The 26,533-nt window shown below is 62.4% G+C and carries 21 protein-coding genes; 11 read left to right on the plus strand and 10 right to left on the minus strand.

The features are described from left to right. Positions 1-13 precede the first annotated feature (13 nt). Both KBB96_RS14030 and KBB96_RS14035 read right to left on the minus strand, forming a co-directional pair. On the minus strand, positions 14-985 hold the full coding sequence (locus KBB96_RS14030; RefSeq protein ID WP_211630073.1) for an ABC transporter permease: 972 nt from the start codon (positions 983-985) through the stop codon (positions 14-16). Between the two features lie 8 nt (positions 986-993). Next, complete coding sequence (locus tag KBB96_RS14035; RefSeq protein ID WP_211630074.1) at positions 994-1,917, minus strand: ABC transporter ATP-binding protein; 924 nt, start codon at positions 1,915-1,917, stop codon at positions 994-996. A gap of 133 nt (positions 1,918-2,050) precedes the next feature. Between KBB96_RS14035 and msrA the strand changes: the two genes are divergently transcribed. Then, positions 2,051-2,674, plus strand: a complete 624-nt coding sequence (gene msrA, locus KBB96_RS14040; protein ID WP_226373545.1) for a peptide-methionine (S)-S-oxide reductase MsrA — start codon at positions 2,051-2,053, stop codon at positions 2,672-2,674. A gap of 22 nt (positions 2,675-2,696) precedes the next feature. Here msrA and KBB96_RS14045 read toward each other — a convergent pair whose 3' ends face one another. After that, a complete protein-coding gene (locus KBB96_RS14045) occupies positions 2,697-3,506 on the minus strand; it encodes a choice-of-anchor K domain-containing protein (protein WP_211630076.1) in 810 nt (269 codons plus the stop codon). A gap of 235 nt (positions 3,507-3,741) precedes the next feature. On the opposite strand from KBB96_RS14045, the gene KBB96_RS14050 reads away from it, so the two are divergent. Further along, a complete protein-coding gene (locus tag KBB96_RS14050) occupies positions 3,742-4,365 on the plus strand; it encodes a hypothetical protein (RefSeq protein ID WP_211630077.1) in 624 nt (207 codons plus the stop codon). Between the two features lie 105 nt (positions 4,366-4,470). On the opposite strand, the gene KBB96_RS14055 is transcribed toward KBB96_RS14050, so the two are convergent. Beyond that, positions 4,471-5,445: an N-acetylmuramoyl-L-alanine amidase-like domain-containing protein gene (locus KBB96_RS14055; RefSeq protein WP_211630078.1), complete on the minus strand. Its 975-nt coding sequence runs from the start codon at positions 5,443-5,445 to the stop codon at positions 4,471-4,473. Between the two features lie 157 nt (positions 5,446-5,602). On the opposite strand from KBB96_RS14055, the gene KBB96_RS14060 reads away from it, so the two are divergent. Then, positions 5,603-8,275, plus strand: coding sequence for a glycosyl hydrolase (locus KBB96_RS14060; protein WP_211630079.1), 2,673 nt, complete (start codon positions 5,603-5,605; stop codon positions 8,273-8,275). Between the two features lie 311 nt (positions 8,276-8,586). Here KBB96_RS14060 and KBB96_RS14065 read toward each other — a convergent pair whose 3' ends face one another. The 3 genes from KBB96_RS14065 to KBB96_RS14075 all read right to left on the minus strand — a co-directional run bounded on the left by KBB96_RS14065 (position 8,587) and on the right by KBB96_RS14075 (position 13,235). After that, a complete protein-coding gene (locus KBB96_RS14065; protein WP_226373546.1) occupies positions 8,587-10,029 on the minus strand; it encodes a DUF1501 domain-containing protein in 1,443 nt (480 codons plus the stop codon). 6 nt (positions 10,030-10,035) lie between these two features. Beyond that, positions 10,036-12,810, minus strand: coding sequence for a DUF1549 and DUF1553 domain-containing protein (locus KBB96_RS14070; protein ID WP_211630080.1), 2,775 nt, complete (start codon positions 12,808-12,810; stop codon positions 10,036-10,038). Positions 12,811-12,911: 101 nt separating this feature from the next. Beyond that, the gene (locus KBB96_RS14075) at positions 12,912-13,235 is read right to left on the minus strand and encodes a YegP family protein (RefSeq protein ID WP_211630081.1); all 324 of its coding nucleotides are present in this window, start codon (positions 13,233-13,235) and stop codon (positions 12,912-12,914) included. Positions 13,236-13,370: 135 nt separating this feature from the next. Here KBB96_RS14075 and KBB96_RS14080 point away from each other — a divergent pair, with 135 nt between their 5' ends. From KBB96_RS14080 to KBB96_RS14115, 8 genes are all read left to right on the plus strand, one after another. Beyond that, positions 13,371-14,453 carry a M42 family metallopeptidase gene (locus KBB96_RS14080; protein WP_211630082.1) on the plus strand — a complete coding sequence of 361 codons (1,083 nt, stop codon included), beginning with the start codon at positions 13,371-13,373 and terminating at the stop codon, positions 14,451-14,453. Then, on the plus strand, positions 14,450-16,408 hold the full coding sequence (locus tag KBB96_RS14085; protein ID WP_211630083.1) for a hypothetical protein: 1,959 nt from the start codon (positions 14,450-14,452) through the stop codon (positions 16,406-16,408). Before KBB96_RS14080 ends, KBB96_RS14085 begins: the two co-directional genes overlap by 4 nt. Before the next feature lie 17 nt (positions 16,409-16,425). Beyond that, a complete protein-coding gene (locus KBB96_RS14090) occupies positions 16,426-17,364 on the plus strand; it encodes an AAA family ATPase (protein ID WP_211630084.1) in 939 nt (312 codons plus the stop codon). Next, positions 17,361-18,764: a DUF58 domain-containing protein gene (locus KBB96_RS14095; RefSeq protein WP_211630085.1), complete on the plus strand. Its 1,404-nt coding sequence runs from the start codon at positions 17,361-17,363 to the stop codon at positions 18,762-18,764. Before KBB96_RS14090 ends, KBB96_RS14095 begins: the two co-directional genes overlap by 4 nt. Before the next feature lie 25 nt (positions 18,765-18,789). Continuing rightward, entirely contained in the window at positions 18,790-20,874 is a 2,085-nt protein-coding gene (locus tag KBB96_RS14100; protein WP_211630086.1) for a transglutaminase-like domain-containing protein, read from the plus strand. 302 nt (positions 20,875-21,176) lie between these two features. Next, positions 21,177-22,223 carry a ketol-acid reductoisomerase gene (ilvC, locus tag KBB96_RS14105; protein WP_211630087.1) on the plus strand — a complete coding sequence of 349 codons (1,047 nt, stop codon included), beginning with the start codon at positions 21,177-21,179 and terminating at the stop codon, positions 22,221-22,223. 327 nt (positions 22,224-22,550) lie between these two features. Continuing rightward, positions 22,551-24,113, plus strand: a complete 1,563-nt coding sequence (locus KBB96_RS14110; RefSeq protein WP_211630088.1) for an MFS transporter — start codon at positions 22,551-22,553, stop codon at positions 24,111-24,113. A gap of 116 nt (positions 24,114-24,229) precedes the next feature. Further along, positions 24,230-24,703: a DUF4431 domain-containing protein gene (locus KBB96_RS14115; RefSeq protein ID WP_211630089.1), complete on the plus strand. Its 474-nt coding sequence runs from the start codon at positions 24,230-24,232 to the stop codon at positions 24,701-24,703. A gap of 18 nt (positions 24,704-24,721) precedes the next feature. Here the strand turns inward: KBB96_RS14115 and KBB96_RS14120 are convergent, their stop codons facing one another. The 3 genes from KBB96_RS14120 to KBB96_RS14130 all read right to left on the minus strand — a co-directional run bounded on the left by KBB96_RS14120 (position 24,722) and on the right by KBB96_RS14130 (position 26,480). Then, positions 24,722-25,363 (minus strand): protein-L-isoaspartate(D-aspartate) O-methyltransferase, encoded by a 642-nt coding sequence (locus tag KBB96_RS14120; RefSeq protein WP_226373547.1) that lies wholly within the window; start codon positions 25,361-25,363, stop codon positions 24,722-24,724. Between the two features lie 40 nt (positions 25,364-25,403). After that, entirely contained in the window at positions 25,404-25,934 is a 531-nt protein-coding gene (locus tag KBB96_RS14125; RefSeq protein ID WP_211630091.1) for a hypothetical protein, read from the minus strand. 81 nt (positions 25,935-26,015) lie between these two features. Continuing rightward, positions 26,016-26,480: a hypothetical protein gene (locus KBB96_RS14130; RefSeq protein ID WP_211630092.1), complete on the minus strand. Its 465-nt coding sequence runs from the start codon at positions 26,478-26,480 to the stop codon at positions 26,016-26,018. Positions 26,481-26,533 lie beyond the last annotated feature (53 nt).

Genomic DNA, 26,533 nt, shown 5'->3' on the forward strand with positions numbered 1-26,533 from the left:
CTCTACCGTTATTTCAATAATCCCGCCGGCAGAAGATCAGGGCGGCCAGACCGAGCATCACCGCCTCGAACCCCAGTGACGAGCCGATCACATAGAACGTGGAATTCCGGGCCATCGCCTTGTCCAGGTTCATATCCTCGTCCTTCTGCCCGAACAGCGCGGCGAGGAAACTGCTGTTGGAAAAGCCCGTCTTTCCGCCCACCACGATCAGCCGGTCCATGACATTCATGGTTTCTCCGGTCTTCGGCATGAAGGCCATGCCCGCCACGCTCACCTTGTGCCACTTCTCCATATCGGCCAGCGCATCCTGCTGCTGCTCCGCAGTGACGTCCGCCATCACACCGGTGGGATGGGAGAACATATAGAGCATTTCCTCACCCTTCTGGCCCAGCCAAGCGACGAACCAGATGACCACTCCAGCCAGAATCGCGGCCAGCACCGAACGGGTCCATACCGAGATCAGCACGACCACCGAGTAAATGTAGCTGAACACCAGCGTCACCAGCGGCACCGCCCAGAAGATGCTGGGATTCCACGTGCCCACCCGCCAGCGGATCGCGATGAACACGATCACGCAAAACAGCCCGACCTGCAGGATCACAAACAACAGCGCCCCGACATACTTGGAAAAAAACAGGGTGAGCCGCGAAACCGGCTTCGACAGCGGAATTCCAATCGACCCTTCCGACATGAAGTCCGGGAAGATCGGCGCACAGGAAATCAACGCCAGCCCGACCGCCACCCACGACAACCACAGCCCGACGACGAATTTGCTGAAAATGCCGAGGTAGAACAGCTCCGCATACTCGCTGCCGCTGCGGATCATCTCGTTCTTCACGTTCACGGCCCCGAAAAGCATCGAGAACCCTTCCGGGTTGAACCCGATGGAGAGATACAACACCGCTGCCAGAGCCGAGATGGCAAGGGTGATCCAGAACAACACCCGCGCGCGCAGCAGCCGCAGCGAGTCCACCAGCAATGTCATGAAAACCCTCATATTCCGTTCTCCTTTCCGTTCGTTTTCACCGCGCTGAGGAACAGATCCTCCAGCGACAGCCGGGCCTCCTTCACCTCCCGGATCATCAGGCGTTCCGCCCGCAGTGCGTCGATCACCGGCTGGACTGCGGCGGCATTGTCCGCCTCGATGTCAATCCGGTCCCCGGAAACTTTCCAGCCCGCCGCGAGAAACTTGTCCCTCAATCCGAGCGGCACCGGACCTTCCGTCCGCACTTCATAGTGGCGGCCGCGGCTGGTCAGGACCGACATCGGCCCGCTCTCCACGATCCGCCCCCGCGCCAGAATCGCCACGTGGTCGGCCACCTGCTCGACCTCCGCCAGCAGGTGGCTGTTCACGAACACCGTCTTGCCCTCCGCCCGCATCGTCTCGATCAGCTTGCGGATCTCGATACGGCCCTCCGGGTCCACGCCATCGGTCGGCTCATCGAGGAAAACCAGTTCGGGGTCGTTCACCAGCGCCTGCGCCAAGCCCACGCGCTGCTTCATCCCCTTTGAGTAAGTGCCCACCCGCTTGTCCGCCCACGCCGCCATGCCCACCCGCTCCAGCAGTTCGCCGGTACGGCGCTTCGCCACGGCGGACGGCACCTTGGCCAATCCGGCGGTGAAATGGATGACCTGCGCGCCGGTGAGATAGTCCGGAAACTTCGCGTGCTCCGGCAGAAAGCCGACCTTCGCCAGCGTGGCGCGGTGGCCGATCGGCCTGCCGAGCATCTCGCCGCGGCATTCGGTCGGACGCAAAATCGTCAGCAGGGATTTCACCATCGTGCTCTTCCCCGCCCCGTTCGGCCCCAGCAGGCCGAAGACGCTGCCGCGGGGCACCTGCAGCGAAATCCCCGCCAGCGCCTCGAAGCCGCCCCGGTACACTTTCCGCAGGTAATCGATCGATACCGCCAGACTCATGGCAGCGTATCTAACCGATCGGGAAACACGCGCAATCTGGAATTCCGTGGCCGGAGACGCCGTATCCGGTATAGGTAGTCCGCCCGATGCGCTTTTTCCGGGAACAATTCCTCATCCGCGCCATCTTATGATCATGAACCGCCGCTCGATCCTAGCCTTGCTTTTCATGCTTCCCGCGCTTGCTTCGTGCGAACCCGAAAAGCCGATGGACCACACCCCCGCCCCCATGCCGAAAGTCCCCGCCGGAGACGAAGTCGTCACCCTCGGTGCCGGCTGCTTCTGGTGTGTGGAAGCCGTCTTCAAACAGATCGATGGAGTCGCCTCCGTGACCTCCGGCTACATGGGCGGCAAAGTGAAGAACCCCACCTACCAGCAGGTCTGCGAGGAGAACACCGGCCACGCCGAGGTCGTCCAGATCGTCTATGACCCGAAAAAGGTCTCCCTCGAAAAGATCCTCGATTGGTTCTGGAAGCTCCACGACCCTACCACCCTGAACCGCCAGGGCAATGACGTGGGCACCCAGTACCGCTCCGCCATCTTCTACCACACGGATGCCCAGAAAACCGCGGCCGAGGCTGCGAAGAAAGCCGCCCAGAAGGATTTCACCGACCCGATCGTCACGGAAATCACGAAGGCCGGCGATTTCTGGCCGGCCGAGAACTACCATCAGGACTACTACTTCCAGAACAAGAACAAGAACGGCTACTGCCGGGTGGTGATCGAGCCCAAGCTGAAGAAGCTCAAGCTCGATCACTGACTCCCATACAGCAGATCCGCTCCTAGTGACGAACAACATTGCGGCGGAGCAGCAACAGCGAGGCCAGGCCGCCCAACAATGCGGCTGACGGTTCCGGCACCGGCGATGGCGCCGGAGACGTGCTGAACTGACCCCACAGCTCGGCTTTACCTTGGGTGCCCTCGTAAACGCGGAACTCGTCCGCGGTCGAGAGGGTGTTGCCCAGGGTGTTCGCGTCGGGGCGGAAGGAAAGGTTGAGGTAGTAGGTATTGCCGCTGGCGTCCTTGAAGGTAAGCGGAGAAGAGGTGTTGCCGAGGCGGACGATGTCGGCGCTGGCAGCCGGGTCGTTGCTGTTCAGCGTGTTTTCCAGAACCATGTTGAACACGCTGGTCACCGGAGAAAGACCGCTGCCATTGGCAAAGGTGAGCTTCAGCGACAGATCCACCGCCGTCGCACCGGTGTTGGTCACGATCGTGCCATTACGGTAGTAGAGGTCGGCGATCTTGAAAACCTGCTCCGGAGAGACGCTGCCCACGTCGGTGGGGGCGAACCACAGCGCACTGGAATGCGCGTAAGACGAATTGGCGGAGGCCTTGCCCCACTGGAACCCGGCGGAACCGGCAGGGCCGGAGCTGGTCATGCCGGAGGGCGCGTCCTTGAGATCAAAACCGCTGGCGTAGCCGTCGGACAGATTGTTGTCCGTGACGAGAATGCTGTTTTTGCTTTCAGAAACCGCATTGGAGAAGCCGCCCTCGACAGAGAAGCTCAGGTTTCCAAGGATATTCTGGGCGTAGCCGCAGCCAAGCACGGCGAAAAAGGCCGAAACGGCCACGAAGAGACGGGGGGATGTCATGGGGAGTGGAGCTTGCGGCGGGGAACTGCCTTGGGCTCCGGGGGATAGGGTGAACGCAAACGGAGCAGGCGGGGGTGGGGTGGTCCTGACTTCGAGATCAAAGTGGCACTTTTTCGGCCAGAGGTGAATTACGAAATCGCGTTAATTCTTTGGAAAACAAGATATTATATTGATCTTAATTAATTCCGGCATCTCATTTCTTGGCGGATGCGCGGCCATCCCTATGCTGGCCGCGATGTCAAAATACGCGGGCGAAGAAGTGCTGGTGGTGCCCCGGGCACTGTTGGAGGAAACCGGAATGTTCCACGGCATCCGCACCGAAGGGGTGGAGGCCGTGATGGAACGCCTGCTCGATCCGGCGAACCACTTCTTCATGGATCGTGCCGCCGCCGAAGAGGACCCGACGCACAAGCAGCTCATCCCCTACTGCGTCTTCCGCCACGGCGACCGCATCCTCCACTACACCCGCGGCAAGTCCGGTGGTGAAAGCCGCCTGCACGCGAAGATCTCCGTGGGCGTGGGTGGCCACATCAATCCGGTGGACACCGGCGAGGGCCGCACCGGCCCGGCCGCCTACCACGCCGCCGTCGCCCGCGAACTGGCCGAGGAACTCCACCTCACCGGCGGCTACCGCGAAACGATCATTGCATTGCTCAATGACGACACCAATCCGGTCGGCCAGGTCCACCTCGGCATCGTCCATCTCATCGATCTGGATGACGAGGAAGTCGCCTCCCGCGAGGACGCGCTTTCCGAGCTCGGCTTTTCCACGCTGGAAGAACTCCGCGGCCCGTTATTCGAGCGGCTGGAGACCTGGTCCCAGCACTGCATCGAGCACTTGGCCGGACAGCCGGTGTGACCCCCAAGGAGAAGGGACATTCCTGTCCCTCTCTTCAAATGGATCACTGATCGGCAAATGGGTCGCCATTAGAAAGAGGGACAGGAATGTCCCTTCTCCTTGGGATCACCCCTGTCCCGGCTTCTTCCCTTCCTCTCCAGCGATATTCTTCTGCCACAACGATGACGGCGGCAGGTCCTTCGGACGGCAGATGATGATGCCGGTGTGCTTCGACATGCTGTTGAGGTAGTCGGTGATCGGGCGATCAATGACGACCATGCGGCCCTTGTCCCGGTCCGATGTGGCGTGGGTGAAGTACGCGCGGCCGTTCACCCGCACGATCAGTCCGACGTGTGAGGTATAGGCGCTGGTATCGGCACAAGTGATGGCACAGACATCACCATCGGCGAGATACTTCTCGATGGCCGGCACCTTGGACTTGGGCACGTAGGACACGGGCAGCCTGGAAACGCGGGCTTCCACCTGGGCCATGCCGGGCAGGAGTCCGGGATTGCTCCGGAGGTAGCGGTAGCTTTTCCACTGCACCGTCATCTCGCGGATTTCACGGCTGAGGCGCTCGGCGCCCGGGATGCGCGGGGTGATGTTTTCCGCGATGCCGCGGCGCTGGTTGTCGTAGAAGACTTCCTCAAGCTGGTGCATGCGACTGAGATATTCGCCGGTGCAGCGTCCGCCGCGGTAGCGTTCCAGCTCGACCATTTGAAGCAGGTCCTCGGGCTTGTAGGGGCCGGGCTTGTAGGCGATGAGGCGCGCCATCGCGAGGGCGTTCTCGTAGTAGGTCCAGCAGTCCAGCGCGGTGAGATTCACCACCGGCGACTCGATGCGGTCGTCCACTTCCAGCGTGTAGTTTTGGTACGGCGTTCCTACGAGTTCGCGCGCGATGCGGATGGTGCGCGCACCGAGCGGCAGGGCTCGCCAGTTCTCACGTTCGGCCTTGGCCATGATCGCCTGGAATTTCGTCTGCCCCTTGAACACCGTGTCCATCGGCAACCGCGGCATGGACGGCGGCGGCAGCACGTCCGCATGGGAGGAAACACCGAGGCAGAAAATCGCGGCGGAGAGGGCGAGGACTTTCCCGATCATCCGCGCAGCATACGGGCCCCAGCCCAAAAGCAAAGGCGGGATTCCAACAGCTAGATGCGGCCGCCGGCGCTAATGCTTTCGGACTAGCGGGCGGCTTTCCCTTTGCAGGACTGCCCGGGTATTTTACGATTCCAAATTATTGCATTCAATATTTACCGTGATCCCAAAGTCCTTCCTTTGCCTTCTTCTTGGTTCGTTTGCGATCCTCCCAGGCCATACCGCCGAAGTCAGCAACGACCTCGACTGGCCTGCGCAAACCCGCGAAACCCGCCCGTGGACCCGCTGGTGGTGGCTCGGCAGCGCGGTGGACCGGCCGAATCTCACCCGCCAGCTCGCGCTCTTTCGTGAGGCCGGAATCGGTGGCGTGGAGATCTGCCCGCTGTATGGCGCGAAGGGCTACGAGAACCGCTATCTCGATTTCCTCTCGCCCGGCTGGATGGAAATGCTCGACCACACCACGGCGGAAGCGAACCGCCTCGATCTCGGCGTGGACCTCACCACCGGCACCGGCTGGCCCTTCGGCGGCCCGTGGGTGAGGAAAGAGGATTCCTCCGCCAAGGTGATCCTCAAGAAGATGGATGCGTCCGCTTTGGACGGCCTCAAGGAGCCCGCGAAGAAGGGCACGCTCCAATGTCTCATCGCGGTATCCGAAAAGGGCGAAAGTCTCGACCTCACCGCGAAATGGAAGGACGGCCGGCTCGATTGGACGGTGCCGCAAGGCACGTGGACGCTCTACAGCGTCTGGCAGCAAAGCGGCATCCAGCAGGTGAAACGACCCGCGCCCGGCGGGGAGGGCAACGTCCTCGATCCATTCTCGATGAAGGCGCTGGACCGCTATCTGGGCAAATTCGATGAAGCATTCTCGAACTACAAGGGCGCGCCACCGCGCTCGCACTTCCATGACTCCTTCGAGTACTTCGGAGCGACCTGGACGAACGATCTCTTCGCCGAATTCCAGGCACGGCGCGGCTACGATCTGCGTAGTAAATTACCCGCACTCTTTGGCGAAGGCGATCCGGACACGATGGCACGCGTGAAGGGCGACTATCGCTCGACCATCGCGGAACTGCATCTCGCCTATATCCAGCGCTGGACCGCCTGGGCTCACGCTCACGACAGTCTCACCCGCGATCAGGCCCACGGCTCGCCCGGAAATCTGGTGGACCTCTACGCCGCCGCAGACATCCCGGAAACGGAGATCTTCGGCTCATTGGATGAAAAGCTCTGGCCGATGCTCCAATTCGCGTCCTCCGCGGCGCATCTCAAGGGCAGCCGCCTCAGTTCGTCCGAATCCTTCACCTGGCTGGGCGAGCACTTCCAGACCACACTGGCGGAGGCGAAGCCCGCGGCGGACATCCTGTTCCTCTCCGGAGTGAACCATGTTTTTTTCCACGGCATCCCCTATTCTCCCGCCGAGGCCCCATGGCCCGGCTGGCAGTTCTACGCGGCGGTGAACTTCGGCCCGCAGGGTGGACTGTGGCGCGATCTCCCGGCCTTCAACGGCTACCTCACGCGTTGCCAATCGATCCTGCAAAGCGGCGCGCCGGACAACGACGTGCTGCTGTATTTTCCGATGGATGATCTCTTCCACCAGGCGGATGACCTGCTGATCCCCTTCACCGTTCACAATGCGGAAGCAGTGATGGCGAAGCACTCGTTCTACCAGACCGCGCATGCTCTCACGGAACACGGCTATACCTATGATCACGTTTCGGATGCGTTCCTGAAGCAGGCCTCCGCCTCTTCCAATGGAGTCTCCATCGGCAAAACCAACTACCGCGCGATCATCGTTCCGCGCTGCCGCGTGATTCCGCATGCGACGATGGAGAAGTTCGCGGCATTGGCCCGCGATGGCGCGAAGGTGTTGTTTCTCGATGCGACACCGGAGGACGTTCCCGGCTTGAACGATCTTGAAAAGCGGCGGGCCGCATTGCGTACCGTAGTTCGGGAAAACAAGGATCGTCTCTCCATCGGCAGCGATGCCGTCGCGATGCTGGAGAAGGCGGGGGTGCCGCGCGAGACCGCCACCGACCAGGGACTGCGTTTCATCCGCCGCACCCACGTCAGGGGTCGGCATTACTTCTTCGTGAACCGGGGCAAAGAGGCGGTCAACGGCTGGGTGCCGATCACCGTGCCGGCGAAATCCGCGGTGATTCTCGATCCGATGCAAGCGGACCGCACCGGCTTGGCCCGGATCCAGACGGACAACCAAGGCGCGAAAATCTTCCTTCAGCTCGAACCCGGAGAGTCCTGCATTGTCCGGACATTTACGACGGATACCGTAGCAGGCCGCGCGTGGGACTACGATGAGCCGGCGGGTGGAGCAAAGACCGTGGACGGCACCTGGCAAGTCCGCTTCATCGACGGCGGGCCGGAGTTGCCCGGTCCTTTCCAAACCAAGCAGCTCCTCTCCTGGACAGTCTCAGGAGACGTGGAGGCCAGGCGCTTCGCCGGCACCGCGCTCTACAGCACCGAGGTGCAGATACCCGAAGGCGCGAATGAGTGGATCCTGGATCTTGGTCGCGTGTGCGAGAGCGCCCGGGTGCGGGTGAATGGCAAGGACGCGGGCGTGGCATGGAGCGCGCCCTTCCGGGTGCATCTTGGCACGCTGCTCCATCCCGGGAACAACACGCTGGAGGTGGAGGTGGCCAACCTCGCCGCCAACCGCATCGCCGATCTCGATCGGCGCAAGGTGGATTGGAAATACTTCCACGAGATCAATTTCGTGGGGAAAGACTACAAACCTTTCGATGCCTCCAAGTGGCCGGAGCGGGATTCGGGGCTGTTGGGGCCTGTGAAATTGGTGCCGGTGAAGAAAAGGGAGCCCTAAAACAGAGTCAGACTCTACCGACCTCGAAGAGGTCGCGGAAAATAGCCGGAGGTTGAGGAGCCTTGGCGACGACACCTCCGGATATTGGTCTCCTTTTGAATCCGCACCCATGCGTCAGCGGGGTGCCAAAGGGCGGAAATTCATGGAGAGCGCTATGAATAGAACATCACAGTCCTGCCCGCCCTGCTGCGACCCACTCCGGGGTCGATAAAATATAAGAGAACCTTCCACCCGGAGGTCGCTGCGCGACACTCCGGCTATTTTCCGCGACCTCTCCGAGGTCGGAGAGCAAACTTCCGCGCTATCGCATCTCACGCGATGATCCCGTCCACTACCTTGCCGAAGACATCCGTCAAACGGAAGTCACGGCCGGAGTAGTGGTAGGTCAGCCGCTCATGATCGAAACCGAGCAGGTGCAGGATCGTCGCGTGTAGGTCATGCACGTGCACCGGCTGGTCCACGGCCTTGAAGCCGAACTCATCGGTCGAGCCATGCACGTGCCCGCCCTTCACACCGCCACCGGCCATCCACATCGTGAAGCCGTAGTGGTTGTGATCGCGGCCTTTCATTTCACCCTTGTTCGATCCAGCCTGCGGCAATTCGACCGTCGGCGTGCGCCCGAACTCACCACCCCAGATCACCAGCGTATCATCGAGCATGCCGCGCATCTTCAGATCCGCGAGGAACGCGCCGATCGCCTGGTCGCATTCTCCTGCCAGGCGGCGGTGATCCTCGATATTGTCATGGCTGTCCCACGGCTGGCCGTTGCCATGCCAGAGCTGGATGAACCGCACGCCGCGCTCCAACAACCGGCGCGCCATCAGGCACTGCCTCGCGAAGTTGCCGGGACCATACATGTCACGGACATGCGAAGGCTCCTTCGAAACATCGAAGGCGTCCGTCGCCTCGCTCTGCATGCGATAGGCCAGTTCAAAGCTGCGAATGCGTGCTTCCAGCTGCGGATCGTGCGAACGCTCGGCGAGATGGCGGTCATTGAGCTCGCGCAACAGATCGAGCTGCGCCATCTGGCGGCCATCGCGCGCAGTCGGGTTGCGCAGGTTCTCGATCATCTTGTCCAATTCCTGGATCGAGCTGTCGAGATAGGTTCCTTGGAACGAGCCGGGCAGGAACGCGGAGCGCCAGTTTTCCGTTCGTTTGATCGGCATGCCGCCGGGGCACATCGAGATGTACGCGGGCAGGTCTTCATTGCCACTGCCGAGACCGTAGGTGACCCAGGAGCCCATCGAGGGGCGCGCAAGCCGGCCATCCCCGCAGTTCATCAGCATCAGCGATGGCTCGTGATTCGGCACGTCCGCCGTCATCGAGCGGATCACACAGAGATCGTCCGCGTGCTTTGCGGTGTGCTTGAACAGCTCGCTGACCTCCAGTCCGCACTCTCCGTAGCGGTCGAACTTGAAAGGCGAACGCAGTGCTGCACCGGTGGGGCGCTCGGTCTTCAATCCATCGAGCGAAATCGCCTTGCCGTGCTGCTGGTCGAGCAGCGGCTTCGGATCGAAGGTATCCACCTGCGACGGCCCGCCGTTCATGAACAGATGCACCACCCGCTTCGCCTTCGGCTCGAAGTGCGGACCGGCCAGCAGGGGAGTCCCCGGCGCGGGAGCCGCAGTCATGGCGGAAGCCCGACCGCCTCCCAGCAGACTGCCGAGCGCAAGGCCGCCGAAACCCATCCCGCAGCGGCGGAGGAAATCGCGCCGGTCGAGAATGAGATCCTTGGCTGAAAGCGAGTGCCCCATGGAATTTCAGTCGATGAAGTTGAATTCGTTCGAGGCCCAGAGCATCTGCACCACATCCGCCCACGGATTGCTGGTGGCGGCCACCGCTGCGGGCGCATTCGGACGGGGGAACTCACTGGTGAAGTTCCCGACCACCGTGGGTTTCGCCGAGGATGTTTCGCGGCCCATGACTTTCACCGTCCAGGCGATGCCCCCGCACGAATCGCCATCCGGAGCGCGCAGGACGAGATCCATCGTGTCCCCGGCTTTCACCGGCACCCATTGGCCTGCGGCATCGATGGTGCTCTCCGGCGCGAACCTGCCCTCACCCACCGGGCGGGTCCCTTGTGCGTCGATCCTCCAGGCCAGGGTATCGCCGCTCTTCTGGGTGCGCTTGAGATGAGCGGTCATCTTGACCTCGCCGGAGGCATTCGCACGCCAGCGCAGGATCATGGCATGACGGTTGGAAACATGCCCGCCACCCGCACCGACGTTCAGCCAGCGGATCGGCGCGGTCGCGGGATCGGGACCGGTTTTCCAAACGTCATCCGCGAACAACGGGAACTCTCGTACTTCCAGCGGCAGCGTGGGGCTGTCATCGGCATGACGGATCTCCCACGTTCCGCCGAGCTTCGGCTGGTAGTTGGCCGGATTCACCCGCGACAGCCATTGCACGATCGCGGACGATTCGCTCTGGCTCGGCTCACGCTGGAACAACCGCCGGTAAAGCCACGCGACGCGCGAGGCATCGTCCGGAAGCCCCTTGAATTCCGGAGCATCCGCGAGAGCCGAAGCACGGCGAACCAGCAGCGGACTGTTCAGGAAATACAACGCCTGCTGTGGCACCGTCGTCTGGGTGCGGCCCGCGCTGAGATGATCCGGATGCGGCAGGTCGAATGACACGAACACACCGGGCAAGGCATAGCGGTCGATGAATGAATAGACGCTGCGGCGGTTGTCCGAAGCCGGCTCGTCGATCTTCAGCGAGCGTCCGCCAACCGCCTTCGTTTCCAAGCTGCCCGCGGACGCAAGCAGGCGGTCGCGCATCGCCTCGAAATCGAAACGACGCCGGTTCCATTTCCAGAAGCGCGTGTTCGCCTCATCGATGCGGTCGTTCTCCGCAGGTCCATCCGCGGAAAGCCGGAAGGCCTGGGAGGTGACGAGCAGGCGGTTCAACTCCTTCACCGAACCCCCGTTTTCCGTGAACCACACCGCGAGATAGTCGAGCAGCGGCAGTAGTGGCGGCGCAGCCTGCTGCGTTCCGAAGTCGGACGGATCGGCCAAGGGTGCGCCGAAATTCCATGCCCACACCCGGTTCACCATCACGCGGGCGGTGAGCGGATTCTTGGGATCAGCAATCTTTTCCGCCAGCGAGAGTCGCGCGCTGCGATCCTTCGGAAACACTTCGCCACCGAGGAAGCTGAACCAATGGCGGTCGAACTTGTCGCCGCGCATCGCGGGATTGCCACGCTTGAACACAACGGCGTCGTTCCACTTCGGCTTGTCCTGGAGCGTCATCGCCCTCGGCGGCGAGCCGGGATGCTCGGCCTGGAGCTTGCTCATGGCACTGGCGCGCTTGCGGCGGGCGTTGTCGTCCTCCGTGTCCATGATGCCAGTCACACGGTCCGTCTCGTAGGACATCGGGCAGGACTGGTCTTTCGAAAACTCCGCGAACTCCCCGCCCGCCATCCACTCTTCCGCGAGTTTCGCACACGCTGCTTTTTTCCCCGCATCATCGGCAACGACCATCTCGCGATCCCAGTCGGCGAGACGCTGCGGCACCTTGTCGCCGGTAGTCTTTTTCTTCAGCCAATCGCGCCATTGCAGGACTGCTTTCGCGCGATAACGACCGCGCTTGAATGACTCGGACGCGGCCATGCCGTGCTCCCAGCCCTGGGATTTCGCACGCCAGCCGAGATCGAGATACACCGCCAGCGAGTCCTTGTTGTGGAGATGATCCACCAGCCCCTGCCGCACGGCGAGATCCTCCTTCTCCAACTTGTCCGACTCGGCCTGATAGGCTTTGAGCGCGGCTTCATCGCCCGGCATTCCAACCACCGGCTTCTGTTCGGGCTCGGTGGTGTTGTCGAAGATCGAGTAGAGCGAGTAGTAGTCCTGCGTGGTGATCGGGTCGAACTTGTGATCGTGGCAACGGGCGCAAGACACCGTGCTGGCCATGAAGCCGCGGGTGACCACGTCCACACGGTCGTCGATCGTCTCCTCATGCCCGGAACGCGGACCCACGGTGATAAAACCGAGCGCGGCAAGATCCGGATGATCGGGGCGGTCCACCATCAGGTCCGCGGCGATTTGAAGCTCCACGAAGCGCGCGTATGGCAAATCCCGGTTGAAGGAACGGATCAGCCAATCGCGGTAGGTGTAGGCGAAGGGATAGCGGTTGTCCTGGTCGAAGTTGTAGCCGCTGGTATCGGCATAGCGGGCCACATCCATCCAGTGGCGCGCCCAGCGCTCGCCATAGGCCGGGCTGGCGAGCAGTTCCTCGGCCAGCGCCTTGCGGGTGGCGTCATCCGGCTGCTTTTCGATGCGTGCGAGTTGGGCTGCGGACGGCGGCAGGCCGGTGAGAGTGTAGGCGGCGCGTTCCAGCCACTGGTGCGGCGAAGTTTCCGAAGCGGCCTTTAGGCCGATCTTGGTCCGGGCATCTTCCAAGAAGGCATCCACCGGGTTCTTCCCTTCCGCACCTGCCGGGAGCACGGCCACCGGTGGCACGTACGACCAGTGCGGCTCCTCAGCCGCCACAGCGGCGAGAAAGGGCAACAGACCGATGAGCGCATGAATCCGCATCCGACGACGACTCTCCTTATTCCTTAAGGGCGAGACGGGAGTCGGTGCACAATTCTTTCAGGCGCGGGCGGAAGCGCGCAATTTGCAAGTGGCAGCCCGGATCAGGTCAGATCCTTGGTCTCGCCGCCGGCGTTCTTGATCACCGAAGCGATGCCGCCTTCGGCGCCATCCTCGCTGGCGTACTGCTGGCTCTGGCCGATCACCTGCCCATTGCCCGCTTTCAGGACGAAATAGGACTTTCCGGCAGAGGTCTGGCGGACCTCGAAGTTCTTCCGGTCCGTGCCGTTTTTCTTCACGGACTCGATGCCGTTCAGCGCCGAGGCCTTCGCCTCATAGCCCTCGCTGGAGAGGATGATCTCGCCATTGCCAGCCTTCAGACGGAAATAGAATTCACCGGACTTCTCGCTCTTGAACAGTTCGTACATGGTGGTTTTCGGATTCTCCGTGACTAACCGTTATTTCCCACGGAAAGGCAAGTCCGCACCGAGTTTCCGCCATTGTCCTGAAGATGACCGTTCCCCGGGATTGCCAGAGCGGCGGCCCGTGCTTGAATAACCGGGATGTCCTTGAAAGCCGACGACCGCGATTTCCTGTTCGAACTGCTCGAAACCCCCAGCCCGACGGGCTTTGAAATGCCGGGCCAGCGGGTTTGGGCCAAGTGGATCGGCAAGCACGCCGAAGAAACCGCCTGCGATGCCTACGGTTCGACCTGGGCCGTGCTGCCCGGAAAGTCCGAGCGGATCGTGATGCTGGAGGCTCACGCGGATGAAATCGGCTTCATCATCAAGCACATCGATGACCACGGCTTCCTGCGGCTGGACCGGATCGGCGGCAGCGATGCGGCCACCGCCCGCGGACGACGTCTGAATTTCTATGGCGACAAGGGCGTGGTGCCCGGCATCATCGGCAACACCGCCATCCACCTGCGCCGCGATGAAGCGGGCCAGGAGAAGGCCCCGGCGGTCCACGAACTGTGGGTGGACGTGGGTGCTTCCAGCGCCAAGGAGGTGGCCGCGCTGGGCCTGCGGGTGGGACACCCCGCCGTCTATCAGGACAGCCCGATGGAACTTTCCCACGACCGGCTGGTGGGCCGCGCCCTGGACAACCGCGTGGGCGGCTACATCATCGCCCAGGTCATGAAGCGCGTGGCCAAGGAGAAGAAAAAGCCCGCCTTCACCCTCGTCTGCCTGAATGCCGTCCAAGAGGAAATCGGCGGCCATGGCGCGATGATGGCCACCTACCGCCTGCGGCCGGATGTCTGTGTCTGCCTGGACGTGACCCACGCCACAGACACCCCCGGTATCGACCACGTGAAGTTCGGCAAGGTGAAGCTCGGCGGCGGACCGTCCCTGACCCACGGCTCCGCCAATCATCCGAAGGTGGTGGACCGCCTCATCAAGGTGGCGGACAAGGCGGAAATCCCGCTCCAGCACGAGTCCAGCAGCCGTTTCACCGGCACCGATACGGACAAGATCTTCCACAGCCGCGAGGGCGTGCCGAGCGCGCTGGTCTCGCTGCCGCTGCGCTGCATGCACTCGGTGGTCGAAACCGCGCACCTGCGTGATATTGAACAGACCATCGAGCTGCTGACCGGCTTTGTGATGTCGCTGGATGCGGACGACGTGTTCCACCAAACCCTGTGAAACCCCTTTTCCTCGCCCTGCTCCTGGCCGTTCCGGCCGCAGCAGCCACCTCCCGCACACCGGCGGAGGCGGCAGTCGGCTACGTGGAGAAAATCCGCGGTGGCCAGGTCGATCTGACACCCGGTGCGGACACCGCGGTGTCCCCTGCCACGGGCCAGGACAAGCGCGAGATCATCGCCGCGCGCATCAAACGGCTTTCCCAGGAAATCGACCCGGGACCGGTGGAAGCCGGACCGGTGAAGGAGGATGGCGATCTGGCAGCGGTATTGGTGCGGCAGACTTCCGGGTTCGACCCCGGACGCTTGAAGGTGGTGGCCATCGGCTTGGTGAAGAAAGGCGGCGAATGGCTGGCGGCGCCGGTTCCGGGATCGTTCGAGAATACCGGACTCGGCTACGATGAAGCCCGTAGCAACCGCGTCGCCGCGCTGGAGCAGTGGATGCTGCGCGAGCAGGTGGTGGATCTGGGCACGCTGCGCGAGCAATCCGCCGAGCGCCTGCGCAAGGAAATCGGGGCAAAGCTTCCCAAGGACTCCCTGCGTACGGAAAAGCCCTCGGCCTTGTTGAAGCGGTTGCTGGCTGCCAGCGCCACCCGCGACCAGGCCACGATGCTCGGCCTGCTCGGTGGTCTCCAGCGCGAATTGCCGAAGGACTGGACCGAGCGCCTGGCGGCGGTCAGCCGGGCCTTTGCCAAGGAAACCTTCGATCCCTCATGGCGGCTGCTGGCATCTCCGGGAGTCATCCGCACCGTGCTGACGGAGGATGGAGACGACACCCAGGCGACACTCACACTCGCGTGTCTGGATGCCTCTCCGGAATCCGGCCGTGGCAAGCTGCCCGCCATCCGTTTCATGGATCTGGACATGGAGCGGGATGCCGACGGCCTGTGGCGGATCGATCTGCCCGGCGCGCTTGTGAAAGGAGATCCGGCGAATCCCCATGAGGATGAGGAGGAATCCGACGAGGAAACATTGGACACGCTCCCAGCCGCATGGCGTCACCAGTTTCCCTTGGCAAAGCCCGTCACGGCCATGGCCGCCAGTGAAGCCATCGTCGCCGCGCTGCGGGCTGGGAATACGGACGGCCTGCTTCCGTTGTTGGACCTCGAGGGAGATCCGCCCAATGCACTGCTCGGCGCCAAACGGCTCGCGCTGATCTGGCGGGATCTGCATTCGCCCCGTGACCTGGCCACCCTGCTGCCGCTCGGATTTCTCGAAAAGGGCGATGGCGCGGTGGCTGCCTATCAGATGTTTTCCTCGCGCCAGCCGGAACGGGCGGACATCCGCACGCTGTTCTTCGTCCGCCGGAACGGCGGTTGGCAGCTCGCTCCCGGCCTGCGCCCCGCCGAACCGCCGCAGGAACCGCTGGCCGCGGTGAAGGAATGGGTGGACACCCAGGCTCCCGAGTGGACGAAAAACTGGGAGGACCTTACCCTGGCCGCCAGCCCGGCCCTCAACCAGGTCCCGGCTGCCGAAGGCCCGCTGGAAGATGCCGCGCGCTCCACCTTCACCGCATGGAGTGAGGCGATCATCAAAGGCGACATCGCCACCACCATCCGGCTGACCGCTCACTTCAAGCGCGACCGCGGAACCTCCCGGTTGCTGCGGAACCTCGGCTTCGAACTGACGGGAGCGGTGAAAACGGGTCGTCACGCCACCATCCTCGGTGTGATCCGCCGGGGAAGCTGGACGGGCATCTCCGCACGCATCGGCAAAGCCGGGGATGCGGAAACCACCTATCCGCTCTACCCGATGGTTTCCACGCCGGAAGGCCCGCGGGTGATGGCGGAGATCGATCTCTTCGCCAACGGCAACCGCACCCGCGAGTATCTCAATGAAACCTCATGGGAGCGCCTCAATGCCGGAGGCGATGGAGATGCCTCCGCCCCGCTCCGCGAGATCTACGAGATTCATCGTAAGAACGCCGAAGCCGACCGGCCGGCCGCGACGCAGAAATGATTCCGAAAGACTTCCTGATGACCCAAGCCCACGAGACCGCCACCAAACTCGAACAAGCCGTCCGCACCGTGATGCGCGGCCAGGACCACGTGATCCGCCGCGTGCTGGCCTGCATGGCCTCCGGCGGCCACATCCTGCTGGAAGACTATCCCGGCACCGGCAAGACGACGATGGCCAAGGCGATCGCGAAAGCGGTATCAGGCGCGGTGTTCAAGCGCGTCCAGTTCACCCCGGACCTGCTGCCTTCGGACATCCTCGGCGTTTCGATTCTCGATCCGAAGTCGCACGAGTTCCGTTTCCAGCCCGGCCCGGTCTTCGCGGACATCCTGCTGGCGGACGAGATCAACCGCGCCTCGCCACGCACCCAGAGCGCGCTGTTGGAGGCCATGGGTGAACGCCAAGCCACCATCGACGGCCAGCGCCATGAGTTGGATGGATTGTTCTTCGTCATCGCCACGCAGAACCCCGTGGAATTCCGCGGCACCTATCCGCTGCCGGAGGCGCAGATGGACCGCTTCGCCATGCAGTGCGCGCTGGGCTATGTGAATGCCGATGAGGAAGCCGCCATTCTCGCCGACCAGGTCGAACGCCATCCGGTGGATGCCTTGTCTCCCGCTGTCAGCCGCGAGGAGGTGGTGCAGTTGATGGAAGCGGTCCGCGCCGTGCGTTTCAGCGACGAGCTCCGCCACTATGTGGTCTCGTTGGTTTCCGCGACGCGCGGCCATCGTGAAATCCAGCTCCCGGCCAGCCCGCGCGCCTCACTGGCGCTGATGAAAACCGCGCAGGCTCTCTCCCTCTTCGAAGGCCGCGACTACGTGCTGCCGGAAACCATTCAGGAAGTGGCGGTGGACGTGATCGCACACCGTCTGGTACTCGAGCCGGAAGCCCGCTACTCCGGCACCAGCGCCCGCTCGATCGTGGCCGGGCTGGTCGAACGCACTCCCGTGCCGGTGTGAGCAATTCCGGGACAACGCGGGAGTTTTCCCCCGCCCTGCTCCGGTTCTACCGGCAGAGCGCCGGATTCAACTACTTCGTCCGCCGCCGCATCCGCCCCGCGGGCTACGGAGTGGCGGTGGCACTGGGGATATCCGGCGTCCTCGGCGTGGCCCAGCCGGACAATGGCGCGCTGAACGTCAATCCCATCTACCTGACATTCTCTTTCTCGCTGGGCCTGCTGGTGGTCGGTCTGGCAGCGGCAATCCTGCGCCGCCCGGGACGCCTCACCGCCCGGCGTGAGCTGCCGCGCTATGCGACGGCGGGAGAGGTCGTCCATGGCACCGTCCAACTGCAAAACCGCGGCCAAAGGGCGGCCCGCTCCGTAGGTCTGATCGAGACACCTCCCGATCCACGGCCATCCTACGATCTCTTCGTGAAGACCCGCGAGCCGGGTGAAGCCAAACGCAATGCCTTCGATCGCAAGTTCGCCTACTACCGGTGGCTGTGGCTGGTGGACCGGTTGCAGCTTTTCGAGGGCGGACGCTCGTCCCACCCGGTGGACGTCGCCGCGGGAGCCACGGTCGAAGTGCCGCTAGAACTCACCCCCGCCCGCCGCGGTGTGATCCGCCTTGATGACCTGCGCCTGCTGTTGCCCGATCCCATCGGCCTTTTCCAGCGCTGCACGAAAATCTCCGCTCCGCCTTCGACACTCACCGTGCTGCCCGCACGCCACCGCCTCCCGCCGGTCGAGCTTCCCGGCAGCGGCCGCTTCCAGATCGGCGGGGATGCCGCCACCAACGCCATTGGCAACTCCGGGGAATTCGTCAGCCTGCGCGACTACCGCCCGGGCGATCCGATCCGCCAGATCCACTGGAAAAGCTGGGCGCGCACCGGACGCCCGATTGTGCGCGAATTGGAAGATACCTTCTATCCGCGCTACGGCCTGGTGCTGGATACCTTTCCCGCTTCCGGCCAGGAACTTGCTTTCGAGGACGCCGTTTCCATCGCCGCATCTTTCGCATCCACCATCGACACCCGCGAGAGCCTGCTGGATCTGATGTTCATCAAGGATCAGGCGCACACCGTCACGGTGGGCCGGGGCATCGCTCGACCGGAAGTTCTTCTCGAAGTGCTCGCGGGTGTGGAACCGGAAACGATCCCGCACTTCGACACCCTCGCCAATCTCGTGCTGAAGTACCGCGAGGAACTCACCTCCTGCCTCGTGGTGCTGTGCGGCTGGTCGGATGAACGCGCGGCCTTCGTCCGCAAGCTCACCAGCCAGGGCCTGACCTGCACCGTGCTGGCCACCGGCCAAGGCCCCGCCCCGGAAGGTTTCCCCGGCCATTGGATCGAGGCCGGTCAACTCTCCCGCGATCTCGGCGCCCTGCCCATCCGCTTGAAACCGGCCACCGCCGGGTAGAAGCTGCACTTTGGTTGCCGTTCCCATGCGTTCCTCCTCCGCACCACCTTTCCTGCTCGCCGCCGCGCTCCTGTTCTGGAGCGCGATGACCGGCGAGTGGCTGATCGGATTGAGTCTCGCGGTCATTGTGGAACTGGCCCACTGGATCCGGGTGCGCTGGGACTTCGCCGATGCCGCCTTTCTGCGCGCATGGCATCTCTCCGTCCTGCTGGTAGCGGCGCGCATGGTCCTCACGGTGCTCCAAGGTTCGCCCACCCAGGTGATCCAGGAACTCGTAGTGTGGTCGCCTGCCTTGTTTTTCCCGATCCAGTTCGCCCAATCCTACGGGCTGAAGGACAAGATGCCGCTCTACACCTTCTCGATCCTGGCCCGCAAACGCTGGGAACGGAACCGGGCGCTCGGCATTGGCGGCAAACCGGTGGAGGTCTGCTTCGATCACATCTATCTGAGCATCACCCTGCTGGGGGCCGCGCTGGGCAAACAAAACCCGACGCAGTCTCTCTTCATGCTGCTGGGTGGCTTCATCGTCCTTATTACCTGGGCTTTGCTAGCCTCCGGCCATCGCCGGAAACTCGCCCTCTTCGTATGTCTCGCGTTCGCAGGCGGCATCTCGGTGGGTGGCATGGTCGGGCTGAAGACTCTCTATCGGATCGCAGTAGGAGCGAAAGTCGGCGGAGGGAGCAACGGCGATGTGGTGAACTACACCGACACCAACATCGGGAAGCTCGGGGAGCTGAAGCAATCCACGGAAATCCTCTGGCGGATCAAAGCGATCAAGGGCCCCACGCCTCCGCTCCTGCACCTGAGCGTCTACAACCAATACAACAATGGCACCTGGAGCTGGCGCCCCGTAGGACGCGCCAAAGGCAACCGGGAAATGAGCGTGGTCCCCAACAAGGAACCGACTCCCGGACATACCGTTTACTTCGCCTCCGCGGAACGCGACGGGCCGGAAGCGATGGCGGACCATCTCCCCCGGATCAATCTCCGCGGTGCGGCCAAGGAGCGGATGCTGCTTCCGGTCCCCGGCAATCTCGCCAGTCTGGCGGATTTCGAGTTCGACTACGTCGAGCGGAATCCTTTGGGGAGCTTTCGTGCGGAACCCAAGGAACCCATCATCAATGGCACCCTGCTCTGGGATCCCCATGTCAGCCCGGACGCGCCGCCTGACAAGAACACCGACCTCAAAATTCCAGATCCGGAACAAGCGGCGGTCCACGAGACTGCGGAAAAGCTGTCATTGGAGGGCCAGCCTCTTTCCGCGCAACTGACCACTCTCAAGGGCCTGTTTATCGATGAGTTCCGCTACACCCGCTACCTCGGCATCGGTTCCCGCCCGGCTGATTTCAAAAACAGCGGCTCGCTTCCTCCGAGCGCCATCACCCAGTTCCTGACCACCCATCGCGCGGGGCATTGCGAATACTTCGCCACCGCCGCCACCCTGATCCTGCGGGATGCCGGAATTCCCACCCGCTACGCGGTGGGCTATTCGGTCCAGGAACTGGATACCGCGCGGAAGGAGGCCGTGCTGCGCGGCACCCACGCCCATGCTTGGTGCCGGGTCTGGGACGCGGAGAGCGGCACGTGGATCGACTTCGACCCCACGCCCCCCAACTGGCTCGCCCTGGAACCGGACCGGAGGACGTGGCTCCAGTATGCCCAGGACTGGCTCCAGCTTTTCCGGGAGGATTTCTTCATCTGGCGGAATGACCCGGGAAATACCACCATGATCGGCTTGGCCATGGGCACCTTCGGCCTGCTGGGTGCAGCCGCGATCGGCCGGAATCTCTGGAAATCCCGCCGCCAGATTGAGAAAAAACCGTCCGGAGGTCTCCCGACCGCACCTGCGGTCCGAACCCCACTCCACGGGTTGGAACCGGTGGCGAAAAAGATCCTGGGCCCCCGCCCGCTTGGGATGACCTATCCGCGCTGGCTGGAGGGACTGCGTGATCATTTGGCGGATCCCCGGCCGTTGGTGGAAGCGATCGGGCTGCACCAGCGGCTGCGCTTTGACTCCCAACTCGCTTCGGATGAGGCCGGTGTGCGCCTGGAGACACTTGAGAAATCCCTCAAATTGGCGTTGAAATCACGGTCCAGGAAACCGCGTTAGAGGGAATCAGGGCGAAAGCACCTATTTTCACTCCATCGCATCGCGCAGCAATCGCAGTTCAGGTCTTTTTGTCGCCATTTTGATTACACATTGGCGCAGCCCAATCGCCAAATTGGCCACAAGATCGCGATTTTCGCTCAAGCCAACCCCACTCATGCATCGGAATGCGGGAAGAATTCCGCATTTTTGCATGATTCCGGCACTTCCGAGGCTTGACCCGCTCCAGTGAGGTGTGCAGCGTGTCGCCTCGCCGCTCCCACAAGGGGCGCGGCTCCTTCCAAATCAACATCTAGAGACACGCCATGGCCGCGAAGATCTACACCAACAAGGACGCCTCCCTGGTGCCCCTGAAGAAGAAAACCCTCGCCGTGATCGGCTTCGGCTCCCAAGGCCACGCCCACGCGCTGAACCTCAAGGACTCCGGCCTCAAGGTCGTCATCGGTCTCTACAAGAAGTCGAAGTCCCGCGAAGTCGCCAAGAAGCTCGGCTTCGAAGTGATGGACACCGCCGATGCCGTGAAGGCCGCGGACGTGATCTTCGTCGCCGTGCCGGACACCGTGATCCCGGAAGTGTATGCGAAGGACATCGCGCCGAACCTTACCGCCGGCAAGACCATCCTCTTCTCCCACGGTTTCGCCGTGCTCTTCGGCGACCTCAAGCTGCCGAAGGACATCAACGTGATCCTCGTCGCCCCGAAGGGCCCGGGCCACACCGTCCGCTCCCAGTTCGTGGACGGCAAGGGTGTTCCCGGCCTGATCGCGATCCATCAGGACGCCACCGGCAAGGCCAAGGAAATCGCCCTCTCCTGGGCTCGCGGCATCGGTGCCACCCGCGCCGGTGTGTTCGAAACCAACTTCCGCGAGGAAACCGTGACCGACCTCTTCGGTGAGCAGTGCGTGCTTTGCGGCGGCGCTTCCGCCCTCGTGAAGGCCGGTTTCGAAGTGCTTGTCGAGGCTGGCTACCAGCCGGAGATGGCCTACTTCGAGTGCCTCCATGAGCTGAAGCTCATCGTCGACCTGATGAACGAGTCCGGCCTCGCCGGCATGCGCTTCTCGGTTTCCGAAACCGCCGAGTGGGGCGACGTTTCCGTGGGTCCGAAGATCATCGACGGCTCCGTCAAGAAGCGGATGCAGAAGCAGCTCAAGGAAATCGAGTCCGGCAAGTTCGCCAAGGATTGGATCCAGGAGTACAAGAACGGCTACCCGCGCTTCAATGCCATCCGCAAGGAAGAGGCCGCCCACCAGATCGAGAAGACCGGTGAGAAGCTCCGCTCCACCATGAGCTGGATCAAGCAGAAGAAGCTCAAGAAGGGCGCCTCCCAGGCCTCCTACGTGTCTTCCTCCAAGTAAGATTCCGCGATCTTTCCCAAAGCCCGGTCTCCGCGAGGAGCCCGGGCTTTTTCGTGCCCGTATGCACCACCGGCATGGCGTATTCGGAGAACATCTTCGCAAAGATGCAAAGAGCGGACGCCCATACTCCAACTACAGCATCCGCTCACGCCAAAAACCCTTCTTTCTATCAGAAACGCCCCCTTTTTTTGTAGTAGAAGCTCTTGCTTGTCAGAACCTGCAAGAACCGTTAATCGGTCCGGTCCTTACCCCTGAATATCATTCATGAGCAGCACCACTGATCTATCAGCATCCCCTAACGCAAAGCGTCTGCTTTGGGCGGGATTCATGGCCATCCTCGCCGCCGGCGTGGGCTTCGCACTCCGCGGCGGCATTTTCGACAACTGGGGAAAGGAGTTTAATTTCACCGCCACCCAGCTCGGTGCCATCGGTGGCGCGGGCTTCTCGGGATTCTGTTTCGGCATCATCATCGGCGGCTTGATCGTGGATAAGATCGGCTATGGCAAACTGGTGGCCGTCGCCCTGCTCTGCCACATCATCTCGGCGTTCGTCACCTTCGGTGCGAGCAACCCGCACAATGCCTACAATTTCCTCTACTGGGGCATGTTCATCTTCGCCTATGCGAACGGCACTCTCGAGGCCGTGGCAAATCCGCTCGTGGCCACACTTTTCCCACAGCGCCGCACGCACTATCTGAACATCCTGCACGCCTCATGGCCTGCAGGCATGGTGCTCGGAACCGCTGCCGGCTGGGTGCTGGACGACAAGATGAATCTCCACTGGAAGTACCAACTCGCCCTCTATCTCGTCCCCACCGCTCTCTACGCCTTCATGTTCCTCGGCCAGAAGTTTCCGAAATCGGAAGCCGCCGAAAAAGGAGCCAGCTTTGTCCAGATGTTCAAGAGCGTGGGCGTGCTGGGTGCGCTCGTTGCCTGCTTCCTGCTCGCGCTGTTCTTCGGTGATATCTTCAAGGGTCTCCTCACCCCTGACAATGCGACCGAGGATCAAATCCTCACGGCAACCAAGAACGCACAGATCATCGGCTACTCCATCGGTGGTATCCTGCTGATCGCCTCGGGCATCATCACCCGCTTCTCCATCGGCTCGATTCTCCTGTTCGTCCTCTTCGTCACCCACCTTCTCGTGGGTGCGGTGGAACTCGGCACCGATGGCTGGATCCAGAACATCACCGGCAACCTCTTCACCTCCGAGCAGGGCAAATACCTCTTCATTTGGACTTCGGCGATCATGTTCGGTCTTCGCTTCTGCGCCCACTGGATCGAAACCAAGCTCAAGCTTTCGCCCGTCGGCCTGCTCCTGCTCTGCGCCACGATCGCCTGCATCGGCCTCAATCTTTCCAGCGGCATGAAAACCCTGCCGATGGCCTTTGTCGCGCTCGGCATCTACGCGATCGGCAAGACCTTCTTCTGGCCGACCATGCTCGCCATCGTCGGTGACCGCTTCCCGCACACGGGTGCGGTGGCCATGTCCATCATGGGCGGCATCGGCATGCTCTCCGCCGGTCTGATCGGCGGCCCGGGTCTCGGCTACAGCAAGGACCGCTTCGCCGGTGAGGAACTCAACAAGACCAACCCTGCGGTGTATGCGGAATACAAGGCCGAGAAGCCGAGTACTTTCCTCAACATCAAGGCCACCGAAGCCTTCGGTCTGGACGCCAAGAAACTGGCGGCGGCGAAGGAAGTGAAGGAGGACGCCCGCTCGGCCGAGCAAAAGCAGGCGATCGAATCCGACCAGAAAGGCGACCGCACCACCCTGCGCATCGACTCCTTCATCCCGGCGACGATGGCCGTAATCTACCTGCTGCTGTTGATCTACTTCAAGGGCATCGGCGGCTACAAGGTCCTCCACATCGACGAGACTGCCGCCTGATTCTTCATTTCACATTTCCCAGAAGGGCGGCCGCGAGGCCGCCCTTTTTATTTGCGGCGACTGCGAGAAAAAGAAAGTCGGTTGCAGGCTTGGTGAAGCCGCCTAGCGTGGATGCCATGTACTCCCGTATCCTGCTTCTCACCTTGGGACTGGTCTCCTTTGTCGCTCCGGCGGAGCTGTGTGCGGCCGATGACCAAACAACCGCCAAAGCGGTGGAGCTGAACTACGATCCAGCTGTCTCCACTTTGAAAGGAACGCTGAAGCGGGTGAAATTCGAGGACGACGACATGCCCGCCCTGAAAGGAACGAGCGCCTGGGTCTTGCGCCTGGACAAACCGGTATCGCTCAAGGCCAGCACGGACAATACCGCGGATGCCGCCGAGACAAATGTGAAGGACGTGCAGTTGGTGATCGACAGCAAGATCGCCAAGGAAGCGGACTTGGCCAGGTTCGTGGCCGCCAAGACACCACTGGTGGTCAGCGGCAAACTTTTCCACGGCCACACGGCCCATCATGTGACCAGGGTGTTGATGACCATCAATGCTCTGAAGCCCGAGGAGGCAGCCAAAAAGGCACCGGCAAAGCCATAGCCCCACCACGCACGATTGTCACACGCTGCCGTGGACCATCGGCACGAACCGCACCGGCAGGATCACCTGCGTGTGCAGCAGGCCGTCCCAATCGCGATCCACCAGCGTAAGCTCCTGCTTCGTCTCCGCAGGACCGATGGGGATGACAAGGCGTCCTCCGGGAGCGAGTTGGTCAAGCAGCCCGACAGGGATCTCTTCCGCTGCACAAGCAGCTAGAATGCGAAGGAACTGCCGTCCCGGCTCCGGCCAGCCGAGAAAGCCATCGCCGTGGATGAGTTCGACATTGCCACACCCCATTCCGGCCAAACGCATGCGCGCCTCGGCAGCGAGTGTTTCATCCCGCTCGATCGAGCAAACCCGCCCCACCAGACGCGACAAGATCGCCGTCTGGTAGCCGCAGCCTGCACCGATCTCCAGCACAGTGGCGTCCGGCCCGGTGCCTAACAACTCCGTCATCAGTGCGACCATGTACGGCTGGGAAATCGTCTGCCCGCGACCGATGGAAAGCGGCTGGTCTTCATAGATCCACGGCAGCAACCCCTCCGCCACGAAGTTCTCGCGCGGCACGGCGCGCATGGCCGCCAGCACCCGCGGCTCACGCACGCCGCGGGCCTCGATCTGCTCCTTAACCATCCGTTCTCTCGCACGGGCATAGTCCATCACCCGTAAAGCGTAGCACGGGTGCGGAACTATTCGAGAATCAGTCGTCGGATGATTCGGGATCGAAAGTCGCAATCCCCCGGCTCTCCATTTCCGCTCGCCGCTGCGCATTGAAGGCGGCGATATGAGCAAGCTCTCCCGCCCGGCGGTTGGATTGCCATCTCTCGATGAACACCACGGCCGCCACGATCACAGCGGTGCCAATCATCCAGCAGGTCCACATCGCCACCTCCTCCCATCCATCCACCATGGACCTTCCTCCAAGGACGACCATCAGCGAAAAAAGCACCGCGCTGTTGCGCCACCACGTGGTCAGGTCCCGCTCGGTCCGTATGAAAAACCAGAGGCCCGCCACCACGAGGATGAAGTTCAGGATGAACCAGGACGAAAGCAGGAACAACGGTGCCATCAGCAGCGCCTCGGGAATGACCGACCAATGGGACAACGGATCTGAAATGGCAGCACCGGCTCCGATCGCCATGCCCCCTGCCATCGAACCCACCCAGACGGAGGAGATAAAGAGCAACGGCCTCGCCACCACCTGGAGGCAACCGCCCGAAACGCTTTCCATGACATCCATGTGCCCCGAATAAATCCCTGCCGTTGGAGAGGGTCAAGAATAGGGAAAAATGCCGCCGGAGGTGCCAACCCTTCAGCCTTCGCCCGGCGGATGGATCACCGCCACACGCTCGATGCCGTGCTTGGTGAACTCCTCCCAATAGCGCTTCTCAATGTCCTGGGTGCGGCTGCGGCGTTCCTGCTCACTCATTTTCTCCCACAGCGGCAGGCCGATCGAGCGGATCAGATCGCGGTCCGCGAGGCGGATCACCATTTCCTCCCAGAAACTCTCCTCGCGGAATTCCTCGAAGCATTCCTGAAAGAATGAATTTCCTTCGTACTCAAGGGTCACGCGGTGGGCCTGCTTTTCCTCGTCGAACTCGATGATTTCCCCGAATCCGGCGTGGCTGGCGCGCTCCAGGATCTTGTTCTCCAGATCCTCAAAAGCTGCAATCCCCTGCTCCGCACCCGGTTTCTGGTTCACCGATGCCACATTCGCCGCCAGACTGACCATCTGGATCAGGGTGGCGAGCTCGCTCTCGGTGAAACGCAGGTGCATGGCGGGGCGCGAAGAAACCACCCGATACGCCACGGCGCAAGCCCTCGTTCCGG

This window comes from Luteolibacter ambystomatis (assembly GCF_018137965.1).
In the GTDB taxonomy this organism is placed as follows: domain Bacteria; phylum Verrucomicrobiota; class Verrucomicrobiia; order Verrucomicrobiales; family Akkermansiaceae; genus Luteolibacter; species Luteolibacter ambystomatis.

Excerpts from the sequence above, each read along its gene's own strand:
- KBB96_RS14130 (WP_211630092.1), bottom strand. The coding sequence starts at position 26,480 with ATGCACCTGCGTTTCACCGAGAGCGAGCTCGCCACCCTGATCCAGATG.
- KBB96_RS14110 (WP_211630088.1), top strand. The coding sequence starts at position 22,551 with ATGGCCATCCTCGCCGCCGGCGTGGGCTTCGCACTCCGCGGCGGCATT.
- KBB96_RS14055 (WP_211630078.1), bottom strand. The coding sequence starts at position 5,445 with ATGATCGGGAAAGTCCTCGCCCTCTCCGCCGCGATTTTCTGCCTCGGT.
- KBB96_RS14050 (WP_211630077.1), top strand. The coding sequence starts at position 3,742 with ATGTCAAAATACGCGGGCGAAGAAGTGCTGGTGGTGCCCCGGGCACTG.
- KBB96_RS14035 (WP_211630074.1), bottom strand. The coding sequence starts at position 1,917 with ATGAGTCTGGCGGTATCGATCGATTACCTGCGGAAAGTGTACCGGGGC.
- KBB96_RS14120 (WP_226373547.1), bottom strand. The coding sequence starts at position 25,363 with ATGGACTATGCCCGTGCGAGAGAACGGATGGTTAAGGAGCAGATCGAG.
- KBB96_RS14075 (WP_211630081.1), bottom strand. The coding sequence starts at position 13,235 with ATGTACGAACTGTTCAAGAGCGAGAAGTCCGGTGAATTCTATTTCCGT.
- KBB96_RS14080 (WP_211630082.1), top strand. The coding sequence starts at position 13,371 with ATGTCCTTGAAAGCCGACGACCGCGATTTCCTGTTCGAACTGCTCGAA.
- ilvC (WP_211630087.1), top strand. The coding sequence starts at position 21,177 with ATGGCCGCGAAGATCTACACCAACAAGGACGCCTCCCTGGTGCCCCTG.
- KBB96_RS14070 (WP_211630080.1), bottom strand. The coding sequence starts at position 12,810 with ATGCGGATTCATGCGCTCATCGGTCTGTTGCCCTTTCTCGCCGCTGTG.
- KBB96_RS14115 (WP_211630089.1), top strand. The coding sequence starts at position 24,230 with ATGTACTCCCGTATCCTGCTTCTCACCTTGGGACTGGTCTCCTTTGTC.
- KBB96_RS14030 (WP_211630073.1), bottom strand. The coding sequence starts at position 985 with ATGACATTGCTGGTGGACTCGCTGCGGCTGCTGCGCGCGCGGGTGTTG.
- KBB96_RS14100 (WP_211630086.1), top strand. The coding sequence starts at position 18,790 with ATGCGTTCCTCCTCCGCACCACCTTTCCTGCTCGCCGCCGCGCTCCTG.
- KBB96_RS14045 (WP_211630076.1), bottom strand. The coding sequence starts at position 3,506 with ATGACATCCCCCCGTCTCTTCGTGGCCGTTTCGGCCTTTTTCGCCGTG.
- KBB96_RS14125 (WP_211630091.1), bottom strand. The coding sequence starts at position 25,934 with ATGGAAAGCGTTTCGGGCGGTTGCCTCCAGGTGGTGGCGAGGCCGTTG.
- KBB96_RS14090 (WP_211630084.1), top strand. The coding sequence starts at position 16,426 with ATGACCCAAGCCCACGAGACCGCCACCAAACTCGAACAAGCCGTCCGC.
- KBB96_RS14065 (WP_226373546.1), bottom strand. The coding sequence starts at position 10,029 with ATGGGGCACTCGCTTTCAGCCAAGGATCTCATTCTCGACCGGCGCGAT.
- msrA (WP_226373545.1), top strand. The coding sequence starts at position 2,051 with ATGAACCGCCGCTCGATCCTAGCCTTGCTTTTCATGCTTCCCGCGCTT.